Origin of the sequence: Bacteroides sp. OF03-11BH (assembly GCF_003604005.1) — a bacterium.
Lineage (GTDB): Bacteria > Bacteroidota > Bacteroidia > Bacteroidales > Bacteroidaceae > Bacteroides > Bacteroides ovatus.
Map to the genome: position 1 here is coordinate 40141 of NZ_QTMW01000010.1, position 25104 is coordinate 65244.

Sequence of the window (25104 nt, forward strand, 5' to 3'; positions counted from 1 at the left end):
CATAAGAAAGTCGAATTCTCCATATTCCTTTTCTTTAACTCTACCATGTAATGCGGTATCTTTGACATGTGCTTATTCAGTAAAATATTGAATCTAAAACTATAAAATACAATGAAATTCTGTAGAATTATTTTTTGTCTGTGGTTATTGGTCTGTTTCTTTCCAATAGGTATTCATGCAGATATACAACTTCCTTCTATATTATCAAATAATATGGTACTTCAGCAAAATGCGAAAGTACGTTTTTGGGGAAAAGCACGTCCCGGAGAAAAGATTTTGGTAAAGACTTCATGGGATCATAAGAAATACAAGGTGACTGCTTTAGCAAACGGTCATTGGGAACTGATGATACAAACACCGGCTGCTACTTCCGGACAATCTGTAATGTTGAAAGGTGATAATAAGATCCGGATCAATAATATATTAATAGGTGAAGTCTGGCTTTGTACGGGACAGTCAAATATGGAATTTCCCGTAGCCCGTAATCCGCAAGTGAAATGGAAAACAGGAATGTTGAATGAAGCGGAAGAAATGAAAGATGCTGATTTTCCGGAAATCCGCCTGTTTCATGTAGAGCATCAACTGGCACCTGATGGTGAGAAAGAAGATTGCGTTGGAAAGTGGGTGGTTTGTAATCCGGAGAATCTGAAAGACTTTTCTGCTGTAGGATTTGTCTTTGGACGTAAATTGTATAAAGAATTGAGTACACCGGTTGGATTAATTCAGTCTACTTGGGGAGGAACACATGCTGAATCTTGGACAAGTATGAAAGTGATGGAAAACAATCCGCTGTATGCTGATGTCTTAAAACAATATTCAAAAGAAAGGGTGAGTAGGGAAAAAGATAAGTGTAAGGTTCCGGCTACTTTGTGGAATGGCATGATTGCTCCTATGGTAGGATACACTGTAAAAGGAAATATCTGGTATCAGGGAGAATCCAACTCTGTTCGTTATGAGAAATATCAGGAAGTATTTACTAACCTGATTAATAGTTGGCGGAAAGAATGGAATCAGCCGGATATGCCTTTCTATTTCGTACAGATTGCGCCACATTACAAACAACCGGCAGGTATTCGTGAAGCACAATTAAAAACATGGTTAAGTGGACTTGAAAATATTGGTATGGCAGTAGTGACGGATGCAGCCGATTCTACCGACATACATCCACGAAATAAAGTTGCACCGGGCGAACGACTGGCAGCTTGGGCATTAGCAAAGCAATATGGTAAAAAGATTGTTTATTCAGGACCTCTCTACAAATCAATGAAAGTGAATGGGGGAGAAATTACATTAGATTTTGAATTTGCGGAAGGTGGCCTGCAGACACCCGGCAATGAACCGGTAAAAGGATTTTTTATTGCCGGCAATGATGCGCGGTTTTATCCGGCTGATGCTGTGATTGATGGAAGTTCGATAACACTTTCTTCAACTTATGTCTCTGCACCTGTAGCTGTACGCTACGGTTATGGGACTTTCTTTAGAGTGAATCTGTTTAATAAAGCCGGACTTCCGGCAGTTCCTTTCCGTACGGATACTTTTGCTCCCGACACTTATTATCGTCTGTTTGCCGATTCGGAAATTCGTCGTTTCCCGGAAGCGTGGCAACTGGATCATGGAAAACGCCTGTATTTTGGTTATGCGCAAGGAGTAGGTTGTTGTGCGATGTTACAAGTTTGGAAGAAAACAGGAGACCGTAGGTACTTTGATTATGTAGAGGCATGGGCTGATTCTTTGGTAGACGATAAAGGTGATATTCATTTATATAAGAAAGAAACCTATAATCTGGATTATATAAATTCCGGAAAAGTTCTGTTTGATTTGTACAATGAAACCAAAAAGGAGAAATATAAATTGGCTATCGAGAATTTGATAGATCAGCTAAAAAAGCAACCTCGTACAACAGATGGAGGTTTCTGGCATAAGAAAATATACCCTAATCAGATGTGGTTGGATGGATTGTATATGGCTTCTCCTTTTATGGCTAGATATGGAGCTGAATTTAATCGTCCGGAATGGATTGATGAGGCTGTTAAACAGTTCACTCTCTGCCATCAGCATACATACGATACCAAGACGGGACTTTATTATCATGCATGGAATGAGGACCGGAGCCAGCGCTGGGCTGATCCGGAAACTGGCCATTCTCCTAATTTCTGGGGACGTAGTATTGGTTGGTGGTTTATGGCTATGGTAGATGCTTTGGAATATATTCCCCAAGATCATTCAGGTTATGCTGATATGATTAAATGGACGAAAGAATTAGCAGAAACCCTTTCAAAATACCAAGATAAAAATGGATTATGGTATCAGGTAATTGACCAACCTTCACGTACCGGTAATTTCCCGGAAGCATCTGTTACGACACAGTGTATGTATGCCTATATGAAAGCTGTGAACAAAGGATATATTGATAGTCAGTATCGTGCTATTGCAGAAAAGGCCTTTAAAGGTTTGTGCGATAAACTGCTGATCTCAAATCCGGACGGCACATTGACATTAACAAGATGTTGTCAAGTGGGTGGGTTAGGTGGTAAGCCTTACCGTGACGGCAGTTTCGAATATTATATAGGAGAGAAAATGAGAGATAATGATGCGAAAGCGACAGGACCTTTCATTATGGGATGTATTGAACTGAACAAATAGTATGAAAATAAAAATTGTGAAATAACGAGATTTTATACGTATTTAAATATATCTACAAATAGTCTAATTATTTAATTTAATTATATATGAAAAACATTACATTATTAAAAGCAAAAGTAGGAATATTGGCAGTTTCCTGCCTTTCAATCACTGCTTTGTTTGCATGTGTTGATAAGGATGCTAGAAGTGATTTGAGTCCCAATTTGCCAACAGATCAAGCGCAAAATGGGGATTTTGGTGATCAAGGGGGAGGCTCGGATCAGGGGCTTAATTTCCCGGTTTTTGATGATGGAGTACTTGCTTTTCCTGGTGCGGAAGGATATGGGAAAAATGCAACGGGTGCTCGTACGGGTGAGGGACGAGAAATTTATCATGTGACTAATTTGAATGATGCGGGGCCTGGATCTTTTCGTGATGCAGTAAGCAAACCTTGGCGCATTATTGTCTTTGATGTATCTGGTGTTATAAAATTGAGTAAGGATCCCGTAGTTTTGAAAAGTAATCAAACTATTTTAGGACATACTGCACCGGGTGATGGAATCGTTCTTTATAATGGGCGTGTTTCTGCTTCAGGTGCACAGAATTTAATTGTTCGTTATTTACGTATACGTATGGGGGCTGCCTATCCAAGCGATCAGGTAGATGCTTGCGGAGTAGCTAATGGAGCAGATATGATATTCGACCATTGCTCTATGACTTGGGGAAGAGATGAATGTTTTTCTATCAATCCTGATGGTAAGGGAACTGCCCCAAAGAATATAACAATACAAAATTCTATAATCGGGCAGGGTTTGCAGAATCACTCGTGTGGTGGCTTAATGCAAACTGATATATCGAATGGGTGTACAATCTTCCGCAATTTATATATTGACAATAAAACTCGAAATCCGAAAGTTAAAGGATTAAACCAGTTTGTTAACAACGTTGTGTACAATTGGGGAAGTGGAGCTGCTTATAATATGGGTGGTGATTCTTCAGGTAAATCGGAAACAACTATTGAAAATAACTATTTTATAGTTGGTCCCTGTAATAATTGGCAGAATGTGGAAATTGCACCTAAAGTATATGAGGCGCAACAGGTACCAATGAATCCTGCAAGACCATTTACTGGTGGTAACAGTGATTTTAGAAGTTATTGTAAAGGTAACTATTATGACTATGACAAGGATGGAGCATTGAATGGAATAGAGATAACAGAAGTGAATTGGTCACAATATTGTAGTGGCTCTCCTACACTTCTTGAAGCTCGTTCTGATCTACATCCAATTATACGCAGTCAGAAAAGTGCACAGGAAGCTTATGAATGGGTAGTTGAAAAAGTAGGTGCTTATCTTCCGGTACGTGATGAAGTAGATAAATACTTGATAGATGAACTTACTTCGTTGGGAGGAAAAGGAACGATTATTCAAGATGAACGTAAAACAGAACAATTTCCGTTGGGAGGTCCTGGTACAATAAATGCTGCACAGAAACCTCTGGATTCAGATAATGATGGGATGCCAGATGCTTTCGAAGATGCATGGGGACTGGACAAATATGATCCGACAGATGCGGTAAAAGAGGCTAAAAATGGCTATTTGAATATAGAAAATTATGCCCTTTCGTTGGAATATCCTGATGAATATGAGTATGAACTTAATAAGAATAAACAATAATCAATTTGTGTAATATGAAAAACATGACATTTACAACAGTACTACTTTGTATACTGTTCATGCCTTTCTTTATCTCCTCATGTACAGATAAGATAGATGAACATTATGAAGAACCTGAATGGTTGAAAGGTAGTGCTTGGGAAGTCCTGGAAGATAGAGGGAACTACTCGCTATTTTTGCAGGCAGTAGAGTTGGCAGGTTTTAAGCCTATTATGGAGGGAAAAAGTATCCTGACTGTGATGGCTCCGGATGATACGGCTTTTTCGGCCTATTTGGAGAAGCACGGCTATTCCGACATCAGTGAAATAAATTTGGATGAATTGAAAAAAGTGATTGGTTTTCATCTGCTTTATTATTCTTACAATAAAAATAAGTTGGTGAATTTTCGTCCGGAAGGTGATTTAATAACTGATGAGGAAATGAATAAAAATGCGGGTCTGTATTATAAGTTTCGTACACGCAGTAGTAATGTACCTACTATGGAAGTAGAGGCTTCTACGGGTAAACGACGTATGGTATATCATCTGGACCGTTTTATTCCGGTTTTCTCTTACCGTTTTTGGGATACCAAAAAGTTGGATGCTGCATCTAATTATACCTATTTTTATCCTAATTCCACATGGAAAGGGACAGAGGGATTCAATGTTTCCAATGCTGCTGTTAGTGAATATGAAATTTTGGCAGATAATGGTTATGTATATATTGTTGATCAGGTAATTGAACCTTTGGAAACCATTTATACCCAGTTGGAATCAAATGAAAATTATTCGATTTTTTTCAACTTATATAATGAAAATACCACTTATACGTATGACGCTACCTTATCTAAAGATTTTGGAGCAGCCTTGGGGGCCGATTCACTTTTTATTCATACACATGGTACTTCTTTGCCTGCTATAGCAGTAGAATGGTATTCAACGAAATATTCGGATGTAGCCAATAATGCTTCAAAAGCATATAGTGTATTTGCACCGTCAGATGTGGCTATGAATAATTTCTTTGATAATTATTGGGAAAAGGGTGGATATGAATCTTTGGATGATGTAGATGATTTAGCAATGAAATATATGTTGAATCAATTTATTTATAAAGATGGAATTGCATTCCCTGATGAAATTACGAGTGGAAAAGTTAAGAATATGTATGACATGGTCTTTAACTTCGATCCTTCTAAGGTGACTGATAAATCAATGTGTGTCAATGGTGTCTTTTATGGATTAAATACAATGGATACACCTATTTTGTTTGCTTCTGTAGTCGGACCGGCTTTCCGTAACAAAGATTGTAATTATTATCTTTACATGTTGGATGGGACTGGACTGATAACTGCCTATTCTTCACAAGATACGAAGTATGTCTTGTTAGTGCCTACTAATGAACAAATAGAGTCAGAAGATATTTACTTGAGAACTTATGCGGATGGAAGTAAGTTACAACAAGAAACCGAGGATGGATTGGTAGATGTTTCTTCTTCTGTAATGAGAACTATTGTAAACATACATACGGCTACAGGTGTAGATGGACTGAAAACAAATGGGACACAGGTTCTAGCTACACAAACCGGTTTTAATTATTGGTATGTGAAGGACGGGAAGATAACAAGTAGTGCAGCTTATAATAAAATTTTGGAACCGGATAATAATGTGGAACCTTTCTCTGAATTTACAGAAGTAAAGAATGGCAATGACAACTGGAATAATGGAAGAACTTATATGTATAGTGGAACAGCCTTGTTTCAAGCGCAAGAAGGTGATGGGTTACAACATAAATTAAGCGTTTGTAATGATAATCGTTATGTTTACTATCAGTTTGCACAGCTGTTGCAGAAAGCTGATATGGTAATGTCTAGCAACTATATATTCGGACTAGCAGGAGCTTCTCATGTTATAGGTTTTATTCCGACAAATGAAGCCATTAGTACAGCAATAGCTGCAGGGCAAATTCCGGGCATGGATGCGACCGGAGCGGTAACTAGTAGTTCGAAACTTCGTCAATACCTGCTTTCATATTTTATACGTGATAGGGAAAATGCACTTATTTCTTATCCTTATCCGGGGTCGGCTATGAAGAGTTCTACATATGTTACTGCTAGTGGAAAGTCTTTGACGTATACAGATTCCGGAAGTTCATTAAGCATAATGGTAGATGGAAAAGTGGCAAACGTGATATCTGATTATAATTTCTTCCCGTTTGCGTTTGACGACGGATGTTTTCAGTTGATTGATACAGTCCTTTGATATAACCGAATTTAATATGAATATGAAATTAGTAAAATATATGCTGATAGCGATACTTGTTCTGGGGACAGGGGAAGTAGCCGCACAGGTACAAGTCGTGTCCGGTAAGGTGACCGAAATGCTGGGAAATCAGATCGAACCGATAGTAGGTGCGAATGTGAATATTGTGAACGCTCAAAACCGTTCTGTAGGAGGTGCGGTGACCAATTTGGATGGTGACTACCGTTTACAAATTCCTGCACAAGAAAACAATCTGACATTGGTATATTCATACATTGGTATGAAAACGAAACGAATCAAATATACTGGTCAGAAGGTATTGAATGTAAAACTGGAATCCAATGTGGAAACGTTGGATGAGGTTGCTATCACTGCTAAACGTATCGAACGTAATAATATGGGTATCGGACATAAAGAGAATGTATCTGCGACCCAGAAAGTGATGATGGAAGATTTGATTGCTACTGCTCCGATAGCTACGGTAGAAGAAGCTTTACAGGGGCAGTTGAGTGGTGTAGATATTGCATTGAGTGCTGACCCGGGAGCACGGAGTTCTATCCGTATTCGTGGTACCAGTACACTGAATGGCTCTGTCGAACCATTAATTGTGATTGACGGGGTTCCCTATACACAAGAGTTAGATGACGACTTTGATTTTTCTACTGCCAATGAAGAAGATTTAGGTGCTTTATTGAATATTGCTCCTACTGATATAGAATCGGTAGAAGTTTTGAAAGATGCGGCTGCTACGGCTATTTGGGGAACGAAAGGTGCTAACGGTGTGTTGTCAATTACGACTAAAAAAGGTAAGACTGGCAAGACTACATTTAATTTTTCTTCTAAGTTCACAGCAAAATTTGAACCGAATAGTATTCCAATGTTAAATGGATCGGAGTACATTGCTATGGTGCAGGAGGCTTTGTGGAATAGTGCTAATTATACAGGTTTGAATGCAGATACTTATTTAAAGTATTTGTATGATACACCTGAAATCAACTACTCGCCCAATTGGAACTATTTCAATGAATATAATGTAGATACGAACTGGTTGGACGAGGTACGTCAGAATGCATTTACTACAGACAATACATTTTCTATGAGCGGTGGTGGTGAAAAGGCCACTTATCGTCTGTCACTGGGATATTTAAGTGAAGGAGGTACAACCATCGGTACAGGGCTGAAACGTTTCAACTCATCTTTGCGTGTAGACTATAATTTCTCGGATAAGTTGAGATTCGGAGCAGATTTCTACTTTACACAGTCTGATAAGGATGACAATTGGGCACCAAAAGATAGCAATGTACGTTCGGAAGCGTTTAAAAAGATGCCGAATAAATCTCCTTATTATATGGATGAAGATGGAAACCGTTCTTCACAGTATTTTTCTTATCAGACGAAGGATTGGGAGGGTGAATTTAAGGCTGATAACAAGTCTGCATCCCATTTTAATCCGGTAGCTATGGCAAACGAAAGTTATAAAAACACCATGTCGCGTGATAGTCGTGCTAATTTCCGCATTGATTATAAAATACTTCCGTGTTTGACATATTCGGCTTATGCTTCTCTTAAGATGTCGACTACTACAACAGACAAATTCCTTCCTCAAGTTGCTACGGGGGTACCTTGGACAAGTCAATATGCCAACCAAAGTACTGCTGCTTCTTCAGAGAGTTTAACGTTGCAAACAGAAAATAAATTGATATTCAATAAAAACTGGAAGGATAAACATAATTTGATTGCAACTGCTGTATTCCGTACTACACAAGCTACTAGTTCCAGTACTACAAGTACGTCTTATGGTAATGCTTCTTCTGGTCTTGCAGATCCGATTACAGGTAGTTCTGTTTATAGTCTGGGTTCAGGGGAGTCAGAAGCGCGCAGTATTTCCGGAACCGGTTTGATTAACTATACTTTATTGGACCGTTATGTATTTCATACCTCTGCAACGATGGATGCTAATTCTGCAATGGGTAAGTCAGAACGTTTGGGTATCTTTCCTACTGTGGGAATTTCTTGGAATATGCAAAATGAACCATTCATGAAAAATACAGAAGACTGGATGGATGAAATCAAACTTCGTTTCAGTATCGGACAAAGTGGTAATGCTCCGAAAGGAACGGCTGCTTATTATGGAGCTTATACTTCACGAGGAGAATATATGGATATGTCTGCTATTTATCCTAGCAGAATGCAGTTGAATAATTTGAAATGGGAAACTTCAACAGAATATAATCTGGGCGGTGATTTTAGCTTTTTCCATGGCAAGTTAAGGCTGACTTTTGAGTGGTATAATAAATATATTAAAGACTTGCTGCAGAAAGAACCGAAAATGCCGACTACTACAGGATTCTCTAAGAATAAATGGTACAACTCTGGAAGAATGGAGAATAAAGGATGGGAGGCCCGTATCGATGGTGTATTGTATGAAAAGAAAGATTGGCGTGTTAGTGCTTATGTTAACTTGAGCCGTAACACTAACGAAATTACCGAACTGCCTGAAACAATGAATCCGGAACCTTACACCTTTAAAAATGGTGAGTATGCTATTCGTATAGAAGAGGGACGTCCGTTCGGTTCCTTCTATGGTTATCGCTACAAAGGAGTCTATCAGAATCAGGAGGCTACTTATGCACGGGATAAAGAGGGGAATGTCATGAATGATGTAAGCGGTAAGCCAATTGTTATGAAGAATGGTGCTAAGCAGGTATGTCCGGGTGATGCTATTTATGAAGATATTAATCATGATGGTGTGATAAATGAATATGATATTGTTTATCTGGGCAACTGTAATCCGATTCTTACTGGTGGTTTTGGCTTTACCGTTAAATATAAGCGTCTAAGTTTGAATGCATTATTCTATGGTCGTTTTGGACAGAAAATTATTAATGCGACTCGTATGGATAATGAATCTATGTATAATGCCAATAACCAAAGTAAAGCGGTTTTGCGGCGTTGGAGAAATGAAGGAGATAATACGGATATTCCACGTGCTTTATATAATGAGGGATATAACTATTTAGGGTCAGACCGTTTTGTAGAAGATGCTTCTTATGTTCGTTTAAAGACTTTGTCGTTGAGCTATTCCTTACCTAAAAAGGTGTGCAATTATTTAGGTATCAATACGCTTAATTTCTTTGTTACTGGTTATGACTTGTTAACTTGGACTGGTTACACAGGACAGGATCCGGAAGCGTCTCTTCCTACTTCGGCTTCTAAACTATCGAAAGATAGTGCAAATACACCTTGCTCTCGCCGTTTTTCTTGTGGTTTAAATTTGAATTTCTAATACATTTACAGACATGAAGAAACTGATTTATATAGGGATAATGGCAGGTAGCCTGCTGCTGAACAGTAGTTGCAGCGATTGGTTGGACTTGCTTCCTAAAAATGAACAAGTGACTGACGCTTACTGGAAATCGAAAGAAGATGTAGAAGCGGTCATTGCTTCCGGTTATTATTATATGCGTTCCTCCTGCCAGTCATTGCTAAAATGGGGAGAACTGCGAGGAGCATCTATTTGTACCTTGACAGGTGATAAGGATGGAATGAAGTTGCAGAATTTCCAGTTGGATGGAACAGAAGCTATTTGTAAATGGGAGAACATGTATCAAGTGATCAACATGGCCAATGTGGTCATCGCTCATGCTCCGGGAGTACGTGAAATAGATGACACCTATACAGAAGGTGCAATGAATGCACATCTTTCCGAAGCTTATTTCATGCGAGCATTAATGTATTTTTACTTGGTACGCAATTTTAAAGAAGTGCCTTTGGTAACAACTCCTTATGAGGATGACTCTACTCCGTTTTCTATTGCCAAATCTTCAGAAGAAGAAATCTTGAAGCAAATTAAGGCGGATGTGCAAACAGCTCTTGACTCTGGAGGTGCGAAGGAATTTTATGATAATGATAATTGGAATGCTTCCAAAGGACGGGCTACTAAATGGGCTTTGTATGCATTAATGTCGGAAGTTTCTTTGTGGACCGAAGATTATGATACTTGTATTAAGTATGCAGACCTATTAATCAACGCTACTGCATCACGTCGTCCGGCATTTATTACAATTCCGGAGAACTGGTATACAATTTTTAATCCGGGGAATAGTAATGAATCCATTTTTGAAGTGAACTGGGATGGCAACACCTATAGCCAGACGGGAGGGCCAAGTGCTATGTATACGACTGGTACAAATCCCAATTATCAATATTCTACTAAAATGGGTGAGGACTTGGAAAATGATTATGAGGAAGTAATAGCGGGAAAGGATGCTGTTCGCAGTTGGTATGGCGCTTTTATAGCACTTACTGATGGAGAGAACACTGTTCATTGTATATGGAAGTACAAGATGGGTGATACCGACCCAACGAATTTGGATGCAATACGTTTGAAAGATGATGCTAACTGGATTATTTACAGAATGGCAGATGTCATGTTGATGAAGGCGGAAGCATTAATTTGGAAAGGAAAGGAAAATTGGCAGGAGGCTGTTGATATTATAAATCAGATCCGTACTCGTGCTAACTTGCTTGAAAAAACTATAGCTATAGATGAGGAGGATGAAAGCTCAATGATGGAGAACTATTTATTGCCGGAACGTAATATTGAATTGGCGGCTGAAGGTAAGCGTTGGTATGACATGATACGTTATGCCAAAAGTAAGAACTATGCTCATAAATCAGCTTTTATTGCTTTGGTTCAGCAATACAATACAACAGCGAATGCTAGTTGGATACGTTCAGTTCTTCAGAATGAGTATGCATGGTATTTACCAATTCATGCGGATGAAATTGAAAATAACACCTTATTGGTACAGAATCCATATTATGGAATAACAGGTAATAATTAATAAACAGCCATTTATGAAGACTTTAGGAAATATATATTTATTATTATTGGTTGCATTATTCAGTGCATGCAACGATCCCTATGAAGACTCTACCTATCAGGTTTATGATATGAATCCGGTATCGTCTTATCTGGAAACTCGTTCTGATGAATTTTCCGAGTGGATCACCGTATTGAAGTATGCAGATTTGTTTAATGCCGTGAATCAGGCTTCATCTTATTTTACGGTATTGGTTCCTACAAATGAAGCTGTGCGCAGTTTCTATACTAAAAAGAATGTATCTTCTATTCAGGAATTGGGAAAAGACTATGCCCGTAGTCTTGCAGAATATCATATCGTGAATGATTCTATCAATCTGAATACTTTTGTTCAAGGAGGTAAACTGGAAGCTAAAACTCTTTCGGATGATTATCTTTCCGTCTCTTTTGATGAAAGTTCGGAGGCTGGAGGATTTAATTCAATTTATGTGAATAAAGAAGCACATGTAAAGGAACTGGCTATCCAAGTGTCTAATGGATATGTGTATGTACTGAATGATGTGATGTCTCCTTTGGTGGAAAGCCTATATGAACGTATCAGTGAAAGTAGTAATAAATACTCCATTTTTATTGATGCTTTGGAACAAACAAGTTGGAAAGATAGTTTGAGTACTATTTACGATGAAATAAGGCAGGAAGATAATACGGTTATTCAGCAAAAACGGAATTATACGTTGCTGGCTGTATCAGATGATACCTATCGTTCTGAAGGAGTTACTTCTGTTGCTGATCTGGCTGCTAAAGTAGGTGCAATAGGAACAGACTATAAAGATAAAGCAAACGAATTATTTCGCTATGTGGCATATCATGTGATTGGTGGAAGTTATTCTGTTTTTGATTTCAACAATTTTAGTGGAGGTGCAACTACACGATTGTGGACTACCAAAGCAGATGCAGTATTGGAAGCATCTATGCAGAGTGGCAATAAGTTGTATTTTAATTATAAAGGAGAAATTGATGGTCAATCGGTGAAAGCGATGTTTGTTGAAGACGGTTCCGATGTACAGGCTAAAAATGGTATTTTACATGAAATAGATAGCTGGTTGCCTTTGTGGGAATCCGAGATTCCGGTGCGCGTAGAATGGGACTTTGCTGATTATGAGGAGGTAGCTTCTTGGGTGAATGGTGGTTATGGTGATCCGGACCAAAAGTATCAGACGGCAGATGAAAAAGAGCGCCAGTCGGATGTCTCTTCGCTCTCTTGTTACACCGTAGATGCCAGGAGCACTTCTACATCTCTAGATGGTCAAAACGGCGGATATTATCGCGTGGGCTATGCAACTCCGAAGACAAAAGGCTCGGACTGGATCAATTGTAAAAATACAGATCATATCTATTTGAATTTGGGATATAATGGTTCCGTTACCATGAAAACACCAATTCTGATAGCTGGCAAATATAAAGTGACGTTGAAAGTTACTTATGCAACATCAATGGATTTTATGCGTACAATGTCTAATGGAAGTAATGGATGTAAAATGAAGTTTACATTTGATGATGACACCGATACAGATGTCGAAGTTCCTATTTATGCGAGTATTACAGCCAATACATTAGGACGTTATGATGTAGTTATTTATGATGAGATTGAATTCTCAAAGACGAAGGTTCATTCTATGAAGATGTTGGTTGCCGATCCGGCTGCTTCTACTCATAGCAAGTTCCGTATCCAATTAGATTATATGACTTTCGAACCGATAATTGAAGATGAATAAACACATACTTATGAAAACTATAAAATATATATTGTCATCTATATTGCTGATAAGTGGTATATATGCATGTAACGATGACTGGGATTCTCATTATTCCCAGGAAGAACAGGTCGTGAATAATGTAAATATTGAAGTAGTCAACAAGTCGGCTGTTGATTATTTACAGTCGCAACCGGAATTGAGTTCCATGTACCAATTGTTTAGTGAAACAGGAGTGCTGGATGAGATGGTTGAGAAGGATTTGTTGTTCACTATTTTAGTGGTTAGTGACGAGAATGCATTATCTCGTGCAGTTGCTACAGATGATAGAACTTTTTTGGCTAAATCACACATTTCGGATATCTCTCTTTCTCCGTCTAATCTTTCTGACGGACAACGTGTATTGATGTGGAATGGAAAATATGTTAATGTATCGAAAGTTGAAAATGAAGATGCATCTGCTTCCATCTCCTTTAATGGCATAGCTGTGAAAAAGATAACGAAGGTGAATAATGGATATGTGTACGAAATGGAAGATTACGTGGAAACTCCCAAATCATTATATGAGTTAATTGAAGGATTAGGAGATGATTATTCAATTTTTAGGGAGATGATAATGGAACGTAATCAACTAACATTTGATAAAGAAGCTAGTAAAATTATAGGTGTTGATGAGACCGGAAGTAATGTCTATGATTCTGTATTTATAGTTACTAATCCTTATTTTGAGGCTAAAGACTTTAATCTGATGTCGGAGTCATTATCAGCAACTGTTTTAATTCCTTCCAATGATGTTGTTAATCAGGCATTGACTATAGCTCGTCAAAATTTGCAAGAATGGGGAATGCAACGAGAAGACTCTATTCTGAGAAATTGGACTTTCCAATCAATGTTTTTTAATAAAAAGCTTTCTAAATCGGATTTTGAAGATAATATAGATTTGAATTCTATTTTTAGTAAACAATGGAGAACAACTGTACAACGGGTTGATTTGGAGAATCCTGTTTCTCTTAGTAATGGTGTTGCATATTATGTGAAAGAACTGAAGATTCCTACCAATGTATTGATTTATCGTGTCAAAGATTTTATGAGATGGTATGAATACCTGTCAGAAGAAGAAAAGGCTCTTTATTTTGAAAATGAAAATCTAACTTTTGATAAAATGGAAACGAAAGTGACGGCATGGTCTGGTTGGCCTGGAGTTTTCCCTAATATAATCAATCGCGTTGTACGCTTTAAAACAACAGATGCTACAATTAAAGAGTATACGTTAAACTTTACTGCTTTCAGTTATGATGAAACTAACAAGGTAGCTACTCCATATACGATACCTCCTGGTGAGTACGATTTGTGTTTGGGATTTGAACAAAAAATGGGGCATGACGTAGAGATTTCTTTTAATGGAGAGTACGTAGGGACAGTAACAGCCTCTCAACTGACAAAGACTGATTTTCATTACGACCGTGGCGGACAGGGTTATCCTGAAGGATATGACACTAATAAAGCGACAGATAAAAAGAAAACGAATTATGATCGTGATGGAGGAAAAGTCGGTGTAATTACCATTGAAGGTACGGAACCGGTAAATGTGGTTATTAAATTCCATGGAATAAACGCAAGCAAATGTTGCTTCCACCACTGGTGTCTGAAACCAACAAAGAACTGTTATTAATTTTGATAAGGAATCAATATGAAGACAATAAAAATCATATTTACAACTTTGCTGTTATTACTGTCGGTAGCCAGTGTATATGCGCAAGGACGTAAAATTAGCGGTAAAATACTTTCACCGCTAAATAAACCGATTGAAGGGGCTATCATTTCGGCTGTAGGAAGTAAAGATGCGAAAACTGGAGTTGACGGAACTTTCAAAATGGAGTTGAAAGAGAATACGACTCAAATTTCAGTGTGGGCAGCTGGTTATTATCCGGAAACTCGCTTGGTAGATGATAATTCACAAGTGGTTATTCTGATGATGCCGGAGAGCACATATAAATATAATGAATCGGCTATATTACCTATGAGAATTGAAAGTTCCCGTCCGGAACTGACTTCTGCGGTGAATATCAATAAAAAAGATTTCACGCAGGGAAGTATGAAGATAGATCGGGCTTTGGCAGGACAGGTAGCAGGCTTGAAGACAACCCGTGCAGGTGGTATGCCAGGTGAGGGAAGTTATATGAACCTGCGTGGTATTCGTTCTTTTGTAGGTTCAAACGCTCCGCTTGTGGTAATTAATGGTGTCCCCTATTTACCTGATTCTCGTGAATCACAATTGATAAATGGATTTTCGAGAGATATATTTCAGGCATATAATATTCAAGATATTCAAAATATCACTGTACTGAAAGGAGCGGAGGCTTCTATGTATGGTTCGATGGGGTCGAATGGTGTTATTCTAATTGAAACGGATGGTGCAACTTCCGATAATTTGGATACGCGAGTCAGCTTTTATGGACAGTATGGGGTGAATTGGAATAATAAACGTATGCCATTACTTACAGGTAATGATTACAAATCTTACCTTTCGGATATTGGTATGACTTATTTCGGTAATATGGAAGGATTTTTCTCGGAATTTCCTTTTTTGAGTGATCCCAATAGTAAATACAATTACTTGTATAACAATACCACAGATTGGCAAGATGAAATTTATAAAAATGGTTTTGTAACAGACAACCTGTTTCGTGTAGAAGGTGGTGATGCTATTGCCAAATATGACCTTTCATTAGGATATGCGATGGAAAATGGACTGATGGATTACACTAAAAGCCAGCGTTACCATACACAATTGAATACAAATGTTTTGATTAGTAAATGGGTGGAGATGACAGCAACGGTCGGTTTAGCTTATCTGACAGGCAATTATCAACAACAGGGAATGGATAATGTTAGCAATCCGATCTTAGCAGCTTATTCGCGTGCTCCATTGTTAAGTCCTTATAAGAAAGATATTGATGGTAATATTTTGGATACTTACTCTACTTATTACTATGGTAATTCAACGAATATGGATTTTGCAGTCAGTAATCCTTTAGCTATCGTCAATACACTTGATGGTCGTAACCGACAGTATGATGTAAATTTCAGACTTGGATTGGTTTACAAACCTTTCAATGGCTTATCGTTCAATGGTACATTCGGAATGTTTTATAATTATAATAAAGAACACCTATTTATTCCCGGACTATCAGATAAGAGTATTTTGCCGATTGTCGATCAGTATGGTAATGCAGAAAATACCGTGAAGGAAGGTGTAGGTGAAACTTTGAACATTTTCGCAAATGGTAATGTACGTTATCAGAGACTTTTTCAAGGTATCCACCATTTGAATATTCTTGCAGGTGCTCAAATGTTGATAACTCAAAATAAGTATGAAGGTGGTGCAGGCCGTAATACTCCGAATGATTTTTATCAAACATTGGGAGATACAAAAACAATCGGACGCTACTTTTACGGTTATCAGGAAAAATGGAACTGGGCGAATTTTTATGCTCATGCAGATTATACCTATCGTGATATGGTAGCAGCTTCTTTGAATGTGGCGGCTGATGGTGCGTCCTCTGCCGGTACTTATGGAAATCACTTTTATATATATCCTTCCGGTGGTGTGACTTTGCTCGGAAAAGGTTGGTTACCATTGACTAACTCTACATTAGTAAATCGCTTAAATTTGCGTGCGGAATATGGCTTGTCCGGTAATAGCCGTTTTTCTTCCAATCTTGGAAAATATTATTATACAAGTTTACCTTATATGACTACTTCCGGTATTGTTCGTGCCAATATATCAAACACCACTTTGAAACCGGAGAAGAACATACAATTTAATCTTGGATTGGATATGAGTCTGTTGCGTAACCGTTTGGAAGTGACATTGGATTATTATAATAATCTGTCCAAAGATGTTATTTTTGCAGTACCTCATACATCGGCACTTGGTTCTCTAAACTATTATGCAAATTGTGGAGAAATAAAAAATAGAGGTGTAGAACTGGCAGTGCAAGCTTCTTTGGTTCGTACACGTGATTTCGAATGGATTATAGGTGGTAATATTGCCCGCAATGAATCGGAGGTGAAGTCATTAGGAAACACATCACAATTGATTAATAGCTATAGTGATGGTGCGCAGTTGGTTTCCCGTGTAGGAGAGTCTCCTTATCAGTTCTATGGTTATCAGACGCTTGGGGTATTCTCTACACAGGCTGAAGCAGATGCTGCTAATCTGGTCAATCAAAAAGGACAGGCTTATCAGGCAGGAGACATCCATTTTGTAGATCAGAACGGTGATGGGCGTATCGATAGTAAAGATCGTGTCTCTTTAGGCAGTGCCGCACCGAAGTATTTCGGTGGCTTTTTTACACGAATCAGTTATAAATCTTTTGCATTGTCTGCAGAATTCTCTTATTCAAAGGGGAATCAGGCTTATAATGGTGTGAGACGTAGTTTGGAATCACTTTCTACTTTTGGCAATCAAAGTGCGGCAGTTGTAAACCGCTGGTCGTTGGAAGGACAACAAACTAATATTCCTCGTGCTCAATGGAACGACCCGATGGGTAACAATGATTTTTCGGACCGTTGGATAGAAGATGCTTCTTTCTTGCGCATGAAGAATGTTACACTTAGTTATAGTTTTGACAAGAAATTCCTGAATTTCTTCCGTTCCGGTACATTGTATGTAACAGGTGAGAATCTGTTGACAGCTACAAAATATTTAGGGTTGGATCCTGAATTCTCTTATTCTTATAGTGATGCTATGCAAGGATTTGACTATGCGAAAATGATGCAGCCTAAATCAATTAAATTTGGTGTTAATTTGAACTTTTAAGGATGATGAAAAAGAATATATTGAAATATGTGTTACTAAGTATGACATTCTTCTTGGGCGCATGCAACGATTTCTTCAATGTCGAGACGAAGAATGTATTAGATCATGACGGATACATTACCGAAGAAAGTGAGATGTATTCGGGGTATATAGGTATTATGACCAAAGTACAAGCCATTGGAGACAAAGTGATCTATTTGACAGATACACGTGGTGAATTGCTGGAACCAACAAAGAACGCTCCCAGTGAGTTGTATAGTATCTACAATTATGATACAGACTTGACAGGAAATTCGTATGCCGATCCGGCTGCTTATTACGATGTAATTATAGCATGCAATGACTACTTGTCAAAGTTGTATGATTATAAAACAGAAAATCCGGCAGCTATTAATCTGGATCATTATAAAGCTTTGGTTAGTTGTACACTTCGTGTGAAAGCGTGGATATATCTTACATTAGGTAAGATTTATGGAGAGGCTGTCTGGTTTAATGATCCGATTCGTGAGATGAAAGATTTGAATGACTTTCCTGTGAAGAATTTGGATGAGATAGTGGAAGGCTGTCTTGATTTGTTAACTAAAGGGTTTGATGGAATAGATGGCACGAATACAATGTCATGGAAAGAATGGCTCGATCCTGATACGGAAACAGCAGAAAGTACATATCGTTATTGGGACTATATGACACCGGAATTCTTTGCATTATATGGAGAGTTATGTTTGTGGCATGGTGACTACCAGAAAACAGTGAATGTTATTTTGAATACAATGAATGCAAAGTTTGCCAGTACGGTGAATGATGCAACACAGTATATGCATAATGTGAAGTTGACAGGTACATATAGTAAGATTTGGGATAATACTAATCCTCAACCACAAGAGACTGTTTCTGCTATTATCTATAATTATCAAGGAAACCAGACTAATAGTTTGTTGAAACATTTTGGGACAGAATCACCCAATGAGTATCTGTTGGCTCCGTCACAGGTAGGAATGGATCGTTATACTGATCCGGATTTTAATCCGCTTGGAGGTGCTACTTCGGATAAGCGTTCTACTTATTATTTTGCGAAAGATAAAAGTGGTAATTATGTTATCCAGAAGTATCGTCCGTCAAATAGCACAGCGCGTACCTATGCTTATCAAGATGATGTGCATATTTATATTTATCGTGGCAGTGAGTTGTATTTCATGTTGGCGGAGGCTCTCAATAATTTGGGACGTGTAACGGAAGCATCGGCATTGATTAATCAGGGAGTGAACGGAAGTTTTCCGAATGGTGGAGTGACATGGGATGGTTTTACAGATGACTGGACCGGAGCTAGTACGTTAGGTACTCGTCGTTATCCGGACCTGGGTATTCGTGGGGCATTTAATTTGGGTAATCGTGAGTTTACACGTGGGGATGCTAGAGCCAATGATGAAGCGATTCTTGATGAAATGATGCTTGAATTTCCGGCAGAAGGAAAGATTTATCCTACTATGATTCGTATGGCACGTCGTTACAATGATCCAAGTATCATAGCTGATCGTGTTTGTCCGAAATATGCTGATCCGGAAGCCATTCGTGCTAAGATTAATGCAGAAGTTGGTGGAAAAGCAGGTTATTTCGTTCATTGGAATTTAAAATAAAGATCCTCAAATCATCCTTTGGATTGGATTATTAGGGTGGAGTGACGCGGGTTTTTGAATGAGAATCCGCGTCATTTGTTTCAAAAATAAATACTTTTGTAAATAACAATAATAAAGAATCATGAAAACATTCGCAGTATCTATTGCAGCACTTTTTATTTGGACAGCTTGCGGAGATGGAAATCAGCCGATAATTGACCGCGAGGCATTAGTAGAAAGGAATAGTCCTGTTGTGACGGCATTCGATTCATTAGCTTCACTTTCTGTAGGAAATGGAGAATTTGCTTATACGGTAGACATAACCGGATTACAGACGTTTCCGGACAATTATAAAAAAGGAGTTCCATTGGGAACGCAGAGCCAGTGGGGCTGGCATAGCTTCGCCAATCCGGACCGGCTTACTCCGGAAGAAACCCTGAAAGAATACGATTTTGGCAGGGGAAAGAAAGAACTTTACGCTACTCAATTCAAAGAAGAAGGCAGACAACAGGATGCCGCTAATTGGTTTCGTGTCAATCCGCATCGTCTTCATTTAGGAATTGTCGGTTTTGACGTGGAAGAAGGTACGGATATTGAACAGGTAACTGATGTTCATCAGAAACTTTGCTTGTGGGATGGAAAGATCGAAAGTCGGTTTAAATTAAACGGTGAAGATTATCAAGTGGAGACAGCCTGCCATCCTTCTAATGATATGATTGCTGCAAATATTACCTCTAAGGCGCATACCGGGATTTGTTTTCGCTTTCCGTATCCTACGGGCGCTCATTGTGATGATGCATGTAATTGGGAAGCCGTTGATAAACATACAACGACTATTGTTACTCAAAATGAATCTTCCGCAGTTTTGAAACATACTTTAGATAGCACAGAGTATTTCGTAACTTTGTATTGGGAAGGGAAGGCTACTTTCAATGAGAAAGCAAAACATTATTTTGTCCTGACTCCGATGGACGATCATTTAGCTTTTACATGTGCTTTTACTAGTACAGCTCCTTCAACGCAGCCTGTTACTGTAGCACAAACTCAAGAAGAAGCAAAAAACTATTGGAATTCGTTTTGGAAGGAAGGCGCAGCTGTTGACTTTTCGGCATGTACGGACCCACGGGCCAAAGAACTGGAACGACGTGTGGTACTTAGCCAATATTTGCTTGCAATTCAGAGCGCAGGTACTACTCCTCCGCAAGAGACGGGGCTTACCTATAATTCGTGGTTTGGCAAATTTCATCTTGAAATGATCTGGTGGCACGAAGCTCAATTTGCTCTTTGGAATCGTAGCAACTTACTTGACCGTACATTAGGTTGGTATGAAAAGGTTGAACCGATAGCGCGTCAAATAGCCCAAAGACAAGGGTTTGATGGTGTTCGCTGGATGAAAATGACCGATCCTTCAGGAACGGAAGCCCCTTCCAAAGTAGGAAGTTTTCTGATTTGGCAACAACCTCATCTAATTTATTTGGCAGAATTACTTTATCGTGCTGATCCGACTAAAGAAGTGTTGGAGAAATATAATCGTTTGGTACAGGAGACTGCAGAATTTATGTACTCTTTTGCTACTTATGATGAACTGGAAGGACGTTACGTATTGAAAGGTGCCATTCCTGCACAAGAAACGTTGCGTGCTGCAGAAACAATTAATCCTCCTTTTGAACTTTCTTACTGGCATTTTGCCATGCAGACCGCCCAACAATGGCGTGAACGTATGGGACAGCAACGTAGTCTGGAATGGGATGAAATGATCGACAAACTTTCCCCTTTAGCATCTAATAATGAAGGACTTTATCTGGCTGCTGAAACAGCCATAGATACTTATAAAGATATTCGTTATACTTCCGACCACATGGCAGTATTAGGGGCAGTCGGTATTCTTCCGATGAATAAACTTATCCGGGAAGATTATATGAAAAATACATTGCACTGGATTTGGGATAACTGGAATTGGGGTAAAACCTGGGGATGGGATTATCCGATGACGGCTATGAATGCTGCCCGTTTGGGTGAACCGGAAAAGGCCGTCGGAGCCTTACTGATGGATAAACGCACAAACACATACTTGCCGAATGGTCATAATTATCAGGACGGTCGTTTACGTATTTATTTACCGGGTAATGGCGGCTTGCTGACTGCTATTGCGATGATGTGTGCCGGTTGGGACGGATGTACGGAGACTAATCCGGGATTTCCGAAAGATGGAACTTGGAATGTCCGTTGGGAAGGATTGAAGCCATTACCATAATCAAACACAAAAAAATATGAGTTATTTTCATCTGAATCTTATTTTAAAAGGAAAGCTGACAGTTTGTTGCCTCTTGATGTTGTCGGTGATGCCATTAAATGCTCAAAGAGAGGCAAAGCAGATCGGTGACTTTAAAGAATCCATCTCCTTGAATGAACATCTGCGAGGTACAAAAAGGACGTTGCAATATCGTCCCGATGGTGATGAGTTTGTTTGTGTCAATGGTAAGAATCGGTATACCCGTGCTTTGTACGGTAGTCACAGTCCCTTTCGGGTAGAAACAAGTGACCGACCGGTTTTTGCTTTTTATAATAACGGACGCGGAGGAAATATAAGTTTCAAAGTCATTCTTCGTGACGGAACAGAATTGGCGCTTGACTGCACCGGGCATTGTGAATCCCGTTATTCGGCTGGAAAACGTACCTATTATTTGACAGACCCGTCTTGGGGAAAAGGAGAACTGCGTATTTCTGTATTGGCATTAGCCGATATGGATGGAGCTATTTGGCGTTTTTCTCCTTCGAATATGCCTAAAGGAGCTATACTTCGTTGGCAACATGGGGGAGCTACCGGAAAACGTTTGAGTCGTAATGGAGATATGGGGGTAGACCCGGCTGATTGCTTCGAACTTCCTGCCGAAGCGACTGACCTTGTCACAGGTGAACTTTCTTTGCAGAAAGAAGTATACTTGGTACGTGGGGAGGTTTCCGAAGGCTATAATGTCCGTAAACTTTATCAACAAGCGGAGGCAGCCTCTTTGGCATTGGCTTCTCATTTGAAGATAGAAACGCCGGACCCTTATTTGAACACGTTGGGTGGTGCATTGGTCGCAGCTGCCGATGGAATTTGGGACGGACAGGTTTGGTTGCACGGTGCTATTGGCTGGCGTATGCCGTTAAGTGGGTGGAGAGCCGGATATACTGGTGATGCCTTAGGTTGGCATGACCGGGCACGGACTCATTTTGATGCTTATGCAGCCAGTCAGGTGACTGATGTCCCGAATACAATACCTCATCCGGCACAAGATTCTACAATGAATCTGGCGCGTTCGGAAAAACGTTGGGGAACTCCTCAATATAGTAATGGGTATATTTGCCGGAATCCTGAACGTAACAACCAGATGCACCACTATGACATGAATCTTTGTTACATGGATGAATTGTTATGGCACTTCAACTGGACGGGAGATACTGCGTATGTCCGCAAAATGTGGCCTGTGATTACCCGCCATCTAGCTTGGGAAAAATTAAATTATGATCCGGACAATGATGGTTTATATGATGCATACGCTTGTATTTGGGCAAGTGATGCGCTTTACTACAACAGTGGCGCAGTCACCCATTCGTCGGCTTATAACTACCGTGCCAATAAAATGGCAGCTTTTCTTGCTTCTTTGATAGGCGAAGATCCTTCACCTTATCAGAACGAAGCCGAGCAAATATTGAAAGCGATGAATAAGCGTCTTTGGATGCAGGGCAAAGGTTGTTGGGCGGAATATCAGGATTTTATGGGACATCGCCGGCTTCACGAAAGTCCGGGATTATGGACTATATACCATGCACTCGATAGCGACGTTGCTGATCCTTTTCAAGCTTATCAGGCTACACGGTATGTTGATACGGAAATACCACATATCCCCGTGTATGCCGATGGACTGGAAGAGGGATATGCAACGATTGCCACTACCAATTGGTTACCTTATTCTTGGAGTATCAATAATGTGGCTTTCGCAGAGGTGATGCATACAGCTTTGGCCTATTTCCAAGCAGGACGTCCGGAGGAGGCATATCGATTGATGAAAAGTTCATTTCTGGATGGTATGTACTTAGGTAACAGTCCCGGCAATTTGGGGCAAGTCAGCTTTTATGATGCTGCCCGTGGAGAGTGTTATCGTGACTTTGGAGATCCGATAGGGGTAGCTTCCCGATTACTGGTACAAGGATTGTATGGCATTTTACCCGATGTATTGAACGGGAAGATGGTGATTCGTCCGGGATTTCCCGCAGGATGGTCAAAAGCTTCTATTTCTTTGCCTGACATAACCTATCACTTTGTCAGGGAGAATGATACAGATATTTACCGGATAGAGCAACGTTTTAAGGCACCTTTGGCTTTGACATTACAAGTGAATGTCGGAAGAGAAAGGATTCATTCAGTGAAAGTAAATGGGAAAGAAGTTGACTGGAGCTTTGCGGAAGCTGCTTCCGGTTATCCGGTGGTTGTTATTCCTGCTTCTTCTGCCAAAAAAGCAATTGTCGAAATTGTGTGGGAAGGAAACAGACTGAATCCGGTTCTGCCTGAAATACAGGCGGAGGCTTTAGCGGAGATCCGTATTCCATCCATTTTAGGGGCGGTATTCGGTGAAATATATGATCCGCAGGGAGTGCTGATACAACCGAATGTTAGTGATACATCTATAAGAAGTAAGGTCAATGATCATTTGGGGCATCATACATTCTTTGTTCGCACGAAACAAGGACAGATGGAATGGTGGCAGCCTGTAAACGTACAGATTACAAGATCGGAAAAATCACCGGTCATTCTTCCTTTCTCACAGGTGAATACGTCAGAGTGCCGGGTGATGAATATGGATTCTTTGTTCAATGCGAATGTGACAGATATTTTCCGGAATGAGTATCTGACACCCCGTTCGCCTTATACCACTTTGCAACTTCCTGTTCAGGGCATTGGCGAGTGGTGTCATCCGAAATTAACTGCTGATATTGATGATGCAGGTTTGCGTGCCTTGGTACGTGATGAGATGCTGACTACCAAACTGGGTGTGCCGTTCCGAACATTGGCTCAAGGAAGCAATATTGCTTTTACTTCGTTGTGGGATAATTATCCCGACAGTTTAAGTATTCCGCTTTCCGGTCGGGCTTCTCATGCCTATTTAATGATGGCAGGCAGTACCAACCACATGCAGTGTCGCATTGCTAATGGTATTGTTCGTGTATACTATACAGATGGAACTTCTGATGTATTGGAATTAGTGAATCCGGATAACTGGTGTCCTATTGAGCAGGATTTCTATGTGGATGGTCAGGCATTCACCGTTGTTTCTCCCCGTCCTTATCGCATTCATTTTAAGACGGGTTTGGTTAGCAATGATTTGGGAAAGGACTTAGGCATAAAGGGTGTTTATGGACGTTCCATCGAGGGAGGAGCAGGTGTACTTTTGGACATGCCTCTGAATCCTTCCAAAGAGTTAAGTCATCTGACGTTGGAAACACTTTCAAACGATGTTGTTATCGGTTTGATGGGAGTTACATTGCAATAAAATAAAAATAACATATTA

11 protein-coding genes are annotated in these 25104 nt (G+C 39.5%); all 11 read left to right on the plus strand.

Annotated features, from left to right (window positions below):
- Positions 1 to 213 precede the first annotated feature (213 nt).
- A complete protein-coding gene (locus DXA54_RS09660) occupies positions 214 to 2643 on the plus strand; it encodes a glycoside hydrolase family 88 protein (protein WP_371682940.1) in 2430 nt (809 codons plus the stop codon).
- 86 nt (positions 2644 to 2729) lie between these two features.
- Positions 2730 to 4298 carry a polysaccharide lyase family 1 protein gene (locus DXA54_RS09665; protein WP_120079339.1) on the plus strand — a complete coding sequence of 523 codons (1569 nt, stop codon included), beginning with the start codon at positions 2730 to 2732 and terminating at the stop codon, positions 4296 to 4298.
- 14 nt (positions 4299 to 4312) lie between these two features.
- Positions 4313 to 6535 (plus strand): fasciclin domain-containing protein, encoded by a 2223-nt coding sequence (locus tag DXA54_RS09670; RefSeq protein WP_120079341.1) that lies wholly within the window; start codon positions 4313 to 4315, stop codon positions 6533 to 6535.
- A 16-nt stretch (positions 6536 to 6551) separates the two neighbouring features.
- A complete protein-coding gene (locus DXA54_RS09675; protein ID WP_120079343.1) occupies positions 6552 to 9821 on the plus strand; it encodes a SusC/RagA family TonB-linked outer membrane protein in 3270 nt (1089 codons plus the stop codon).
- 13 nt (positions 9822 to 9834) lie between these two features.
- Positions 9835 to 11382 (plus strand): RagB/SusD family nutrient uptake outer membrane protein, encoded by a 1548-nt coding sequence (locus tag DXA54_RS09680; protein WP_120079345.1) that lies wholly within the window; start codon positions 9835 to 9837, stop codon positions 11380 to 11382.
- A 13-nt stretch (positions 11383 to 11395) separates the two neighbouring features.
- Positions 11396 to 13135: a DUF5108 domain-containing protein gene (locus DXA54_RS09685; protein ID WP_120079347.1), complete on the plus strand. Its 1740-nt coding sequence runs from the start codon at positions 11396 to 11398 to the stop codon at positions 13133 to 13135.
- Positions 13128 to 14786, plus strand: coding sequence for a hypothetical protein (locus DXA54_RS09690; protein WP_120079349.1), 1659 nt, complete (start codon positions 13128 to 13130; stop codon positions 14784 to 14786). The genes DXA54_RS09685 and DXA54_RS09690 overlap by 8 nt, the downstream gene beginning before the upstream one ends.
- A gap of 18 nt (positions 14787 to 14804) precedes the next feature.
- A complete protein-coding gene (locus tag DXA54_RS09695) occupies positions 14805 to 17939 on the plus strand; it encodes a SusC/RagA family TonB-linked outer membrane protein (protein WP_120079351.1) in 3135 nt (1044 codons plus the stop codon).
- 2 nt (positions 17940 to 17941) lie between these two features.
- The gene (locus tag DXA54_RS09700) at positions 17942 to 19573 is read left to right on the plus strand and encodes a RagB/SusD family nutrient uptake outer membrane protein (RefSeq protein ID WP_120079353.1); all 1632 of its coding nucleotides are present in this window, start codon (positions 17942 to 17944) and stop codon (positions 19571 to 19573) included.
- A 121-nt stretch (positions 19574 to 19694) separates the two neighbouring features.
- Complete coding sequence (locus DXA54_RS09705; protein WP_120079355.1) at positions 19695 to 21806, plus strand: hypothetical protein; 2112 nt, start codon at positions 19695 to 19697, stop codon at positions 21804 to 21806.
- Between the two features lie 16 nt (positions 21807 to 21822).
- A complete protein-coding gene (locus DXA54_RS09710) occupies positions 21823 to 25086 on the plus strand; it encodes a DUF4450 domain-containing protein (protein ID WP_120079357.1) in 3264 nt (1087 codons plus the stop codon).
- Positions 25087 to 25104 lie beyond the last annotated feature (18 nt).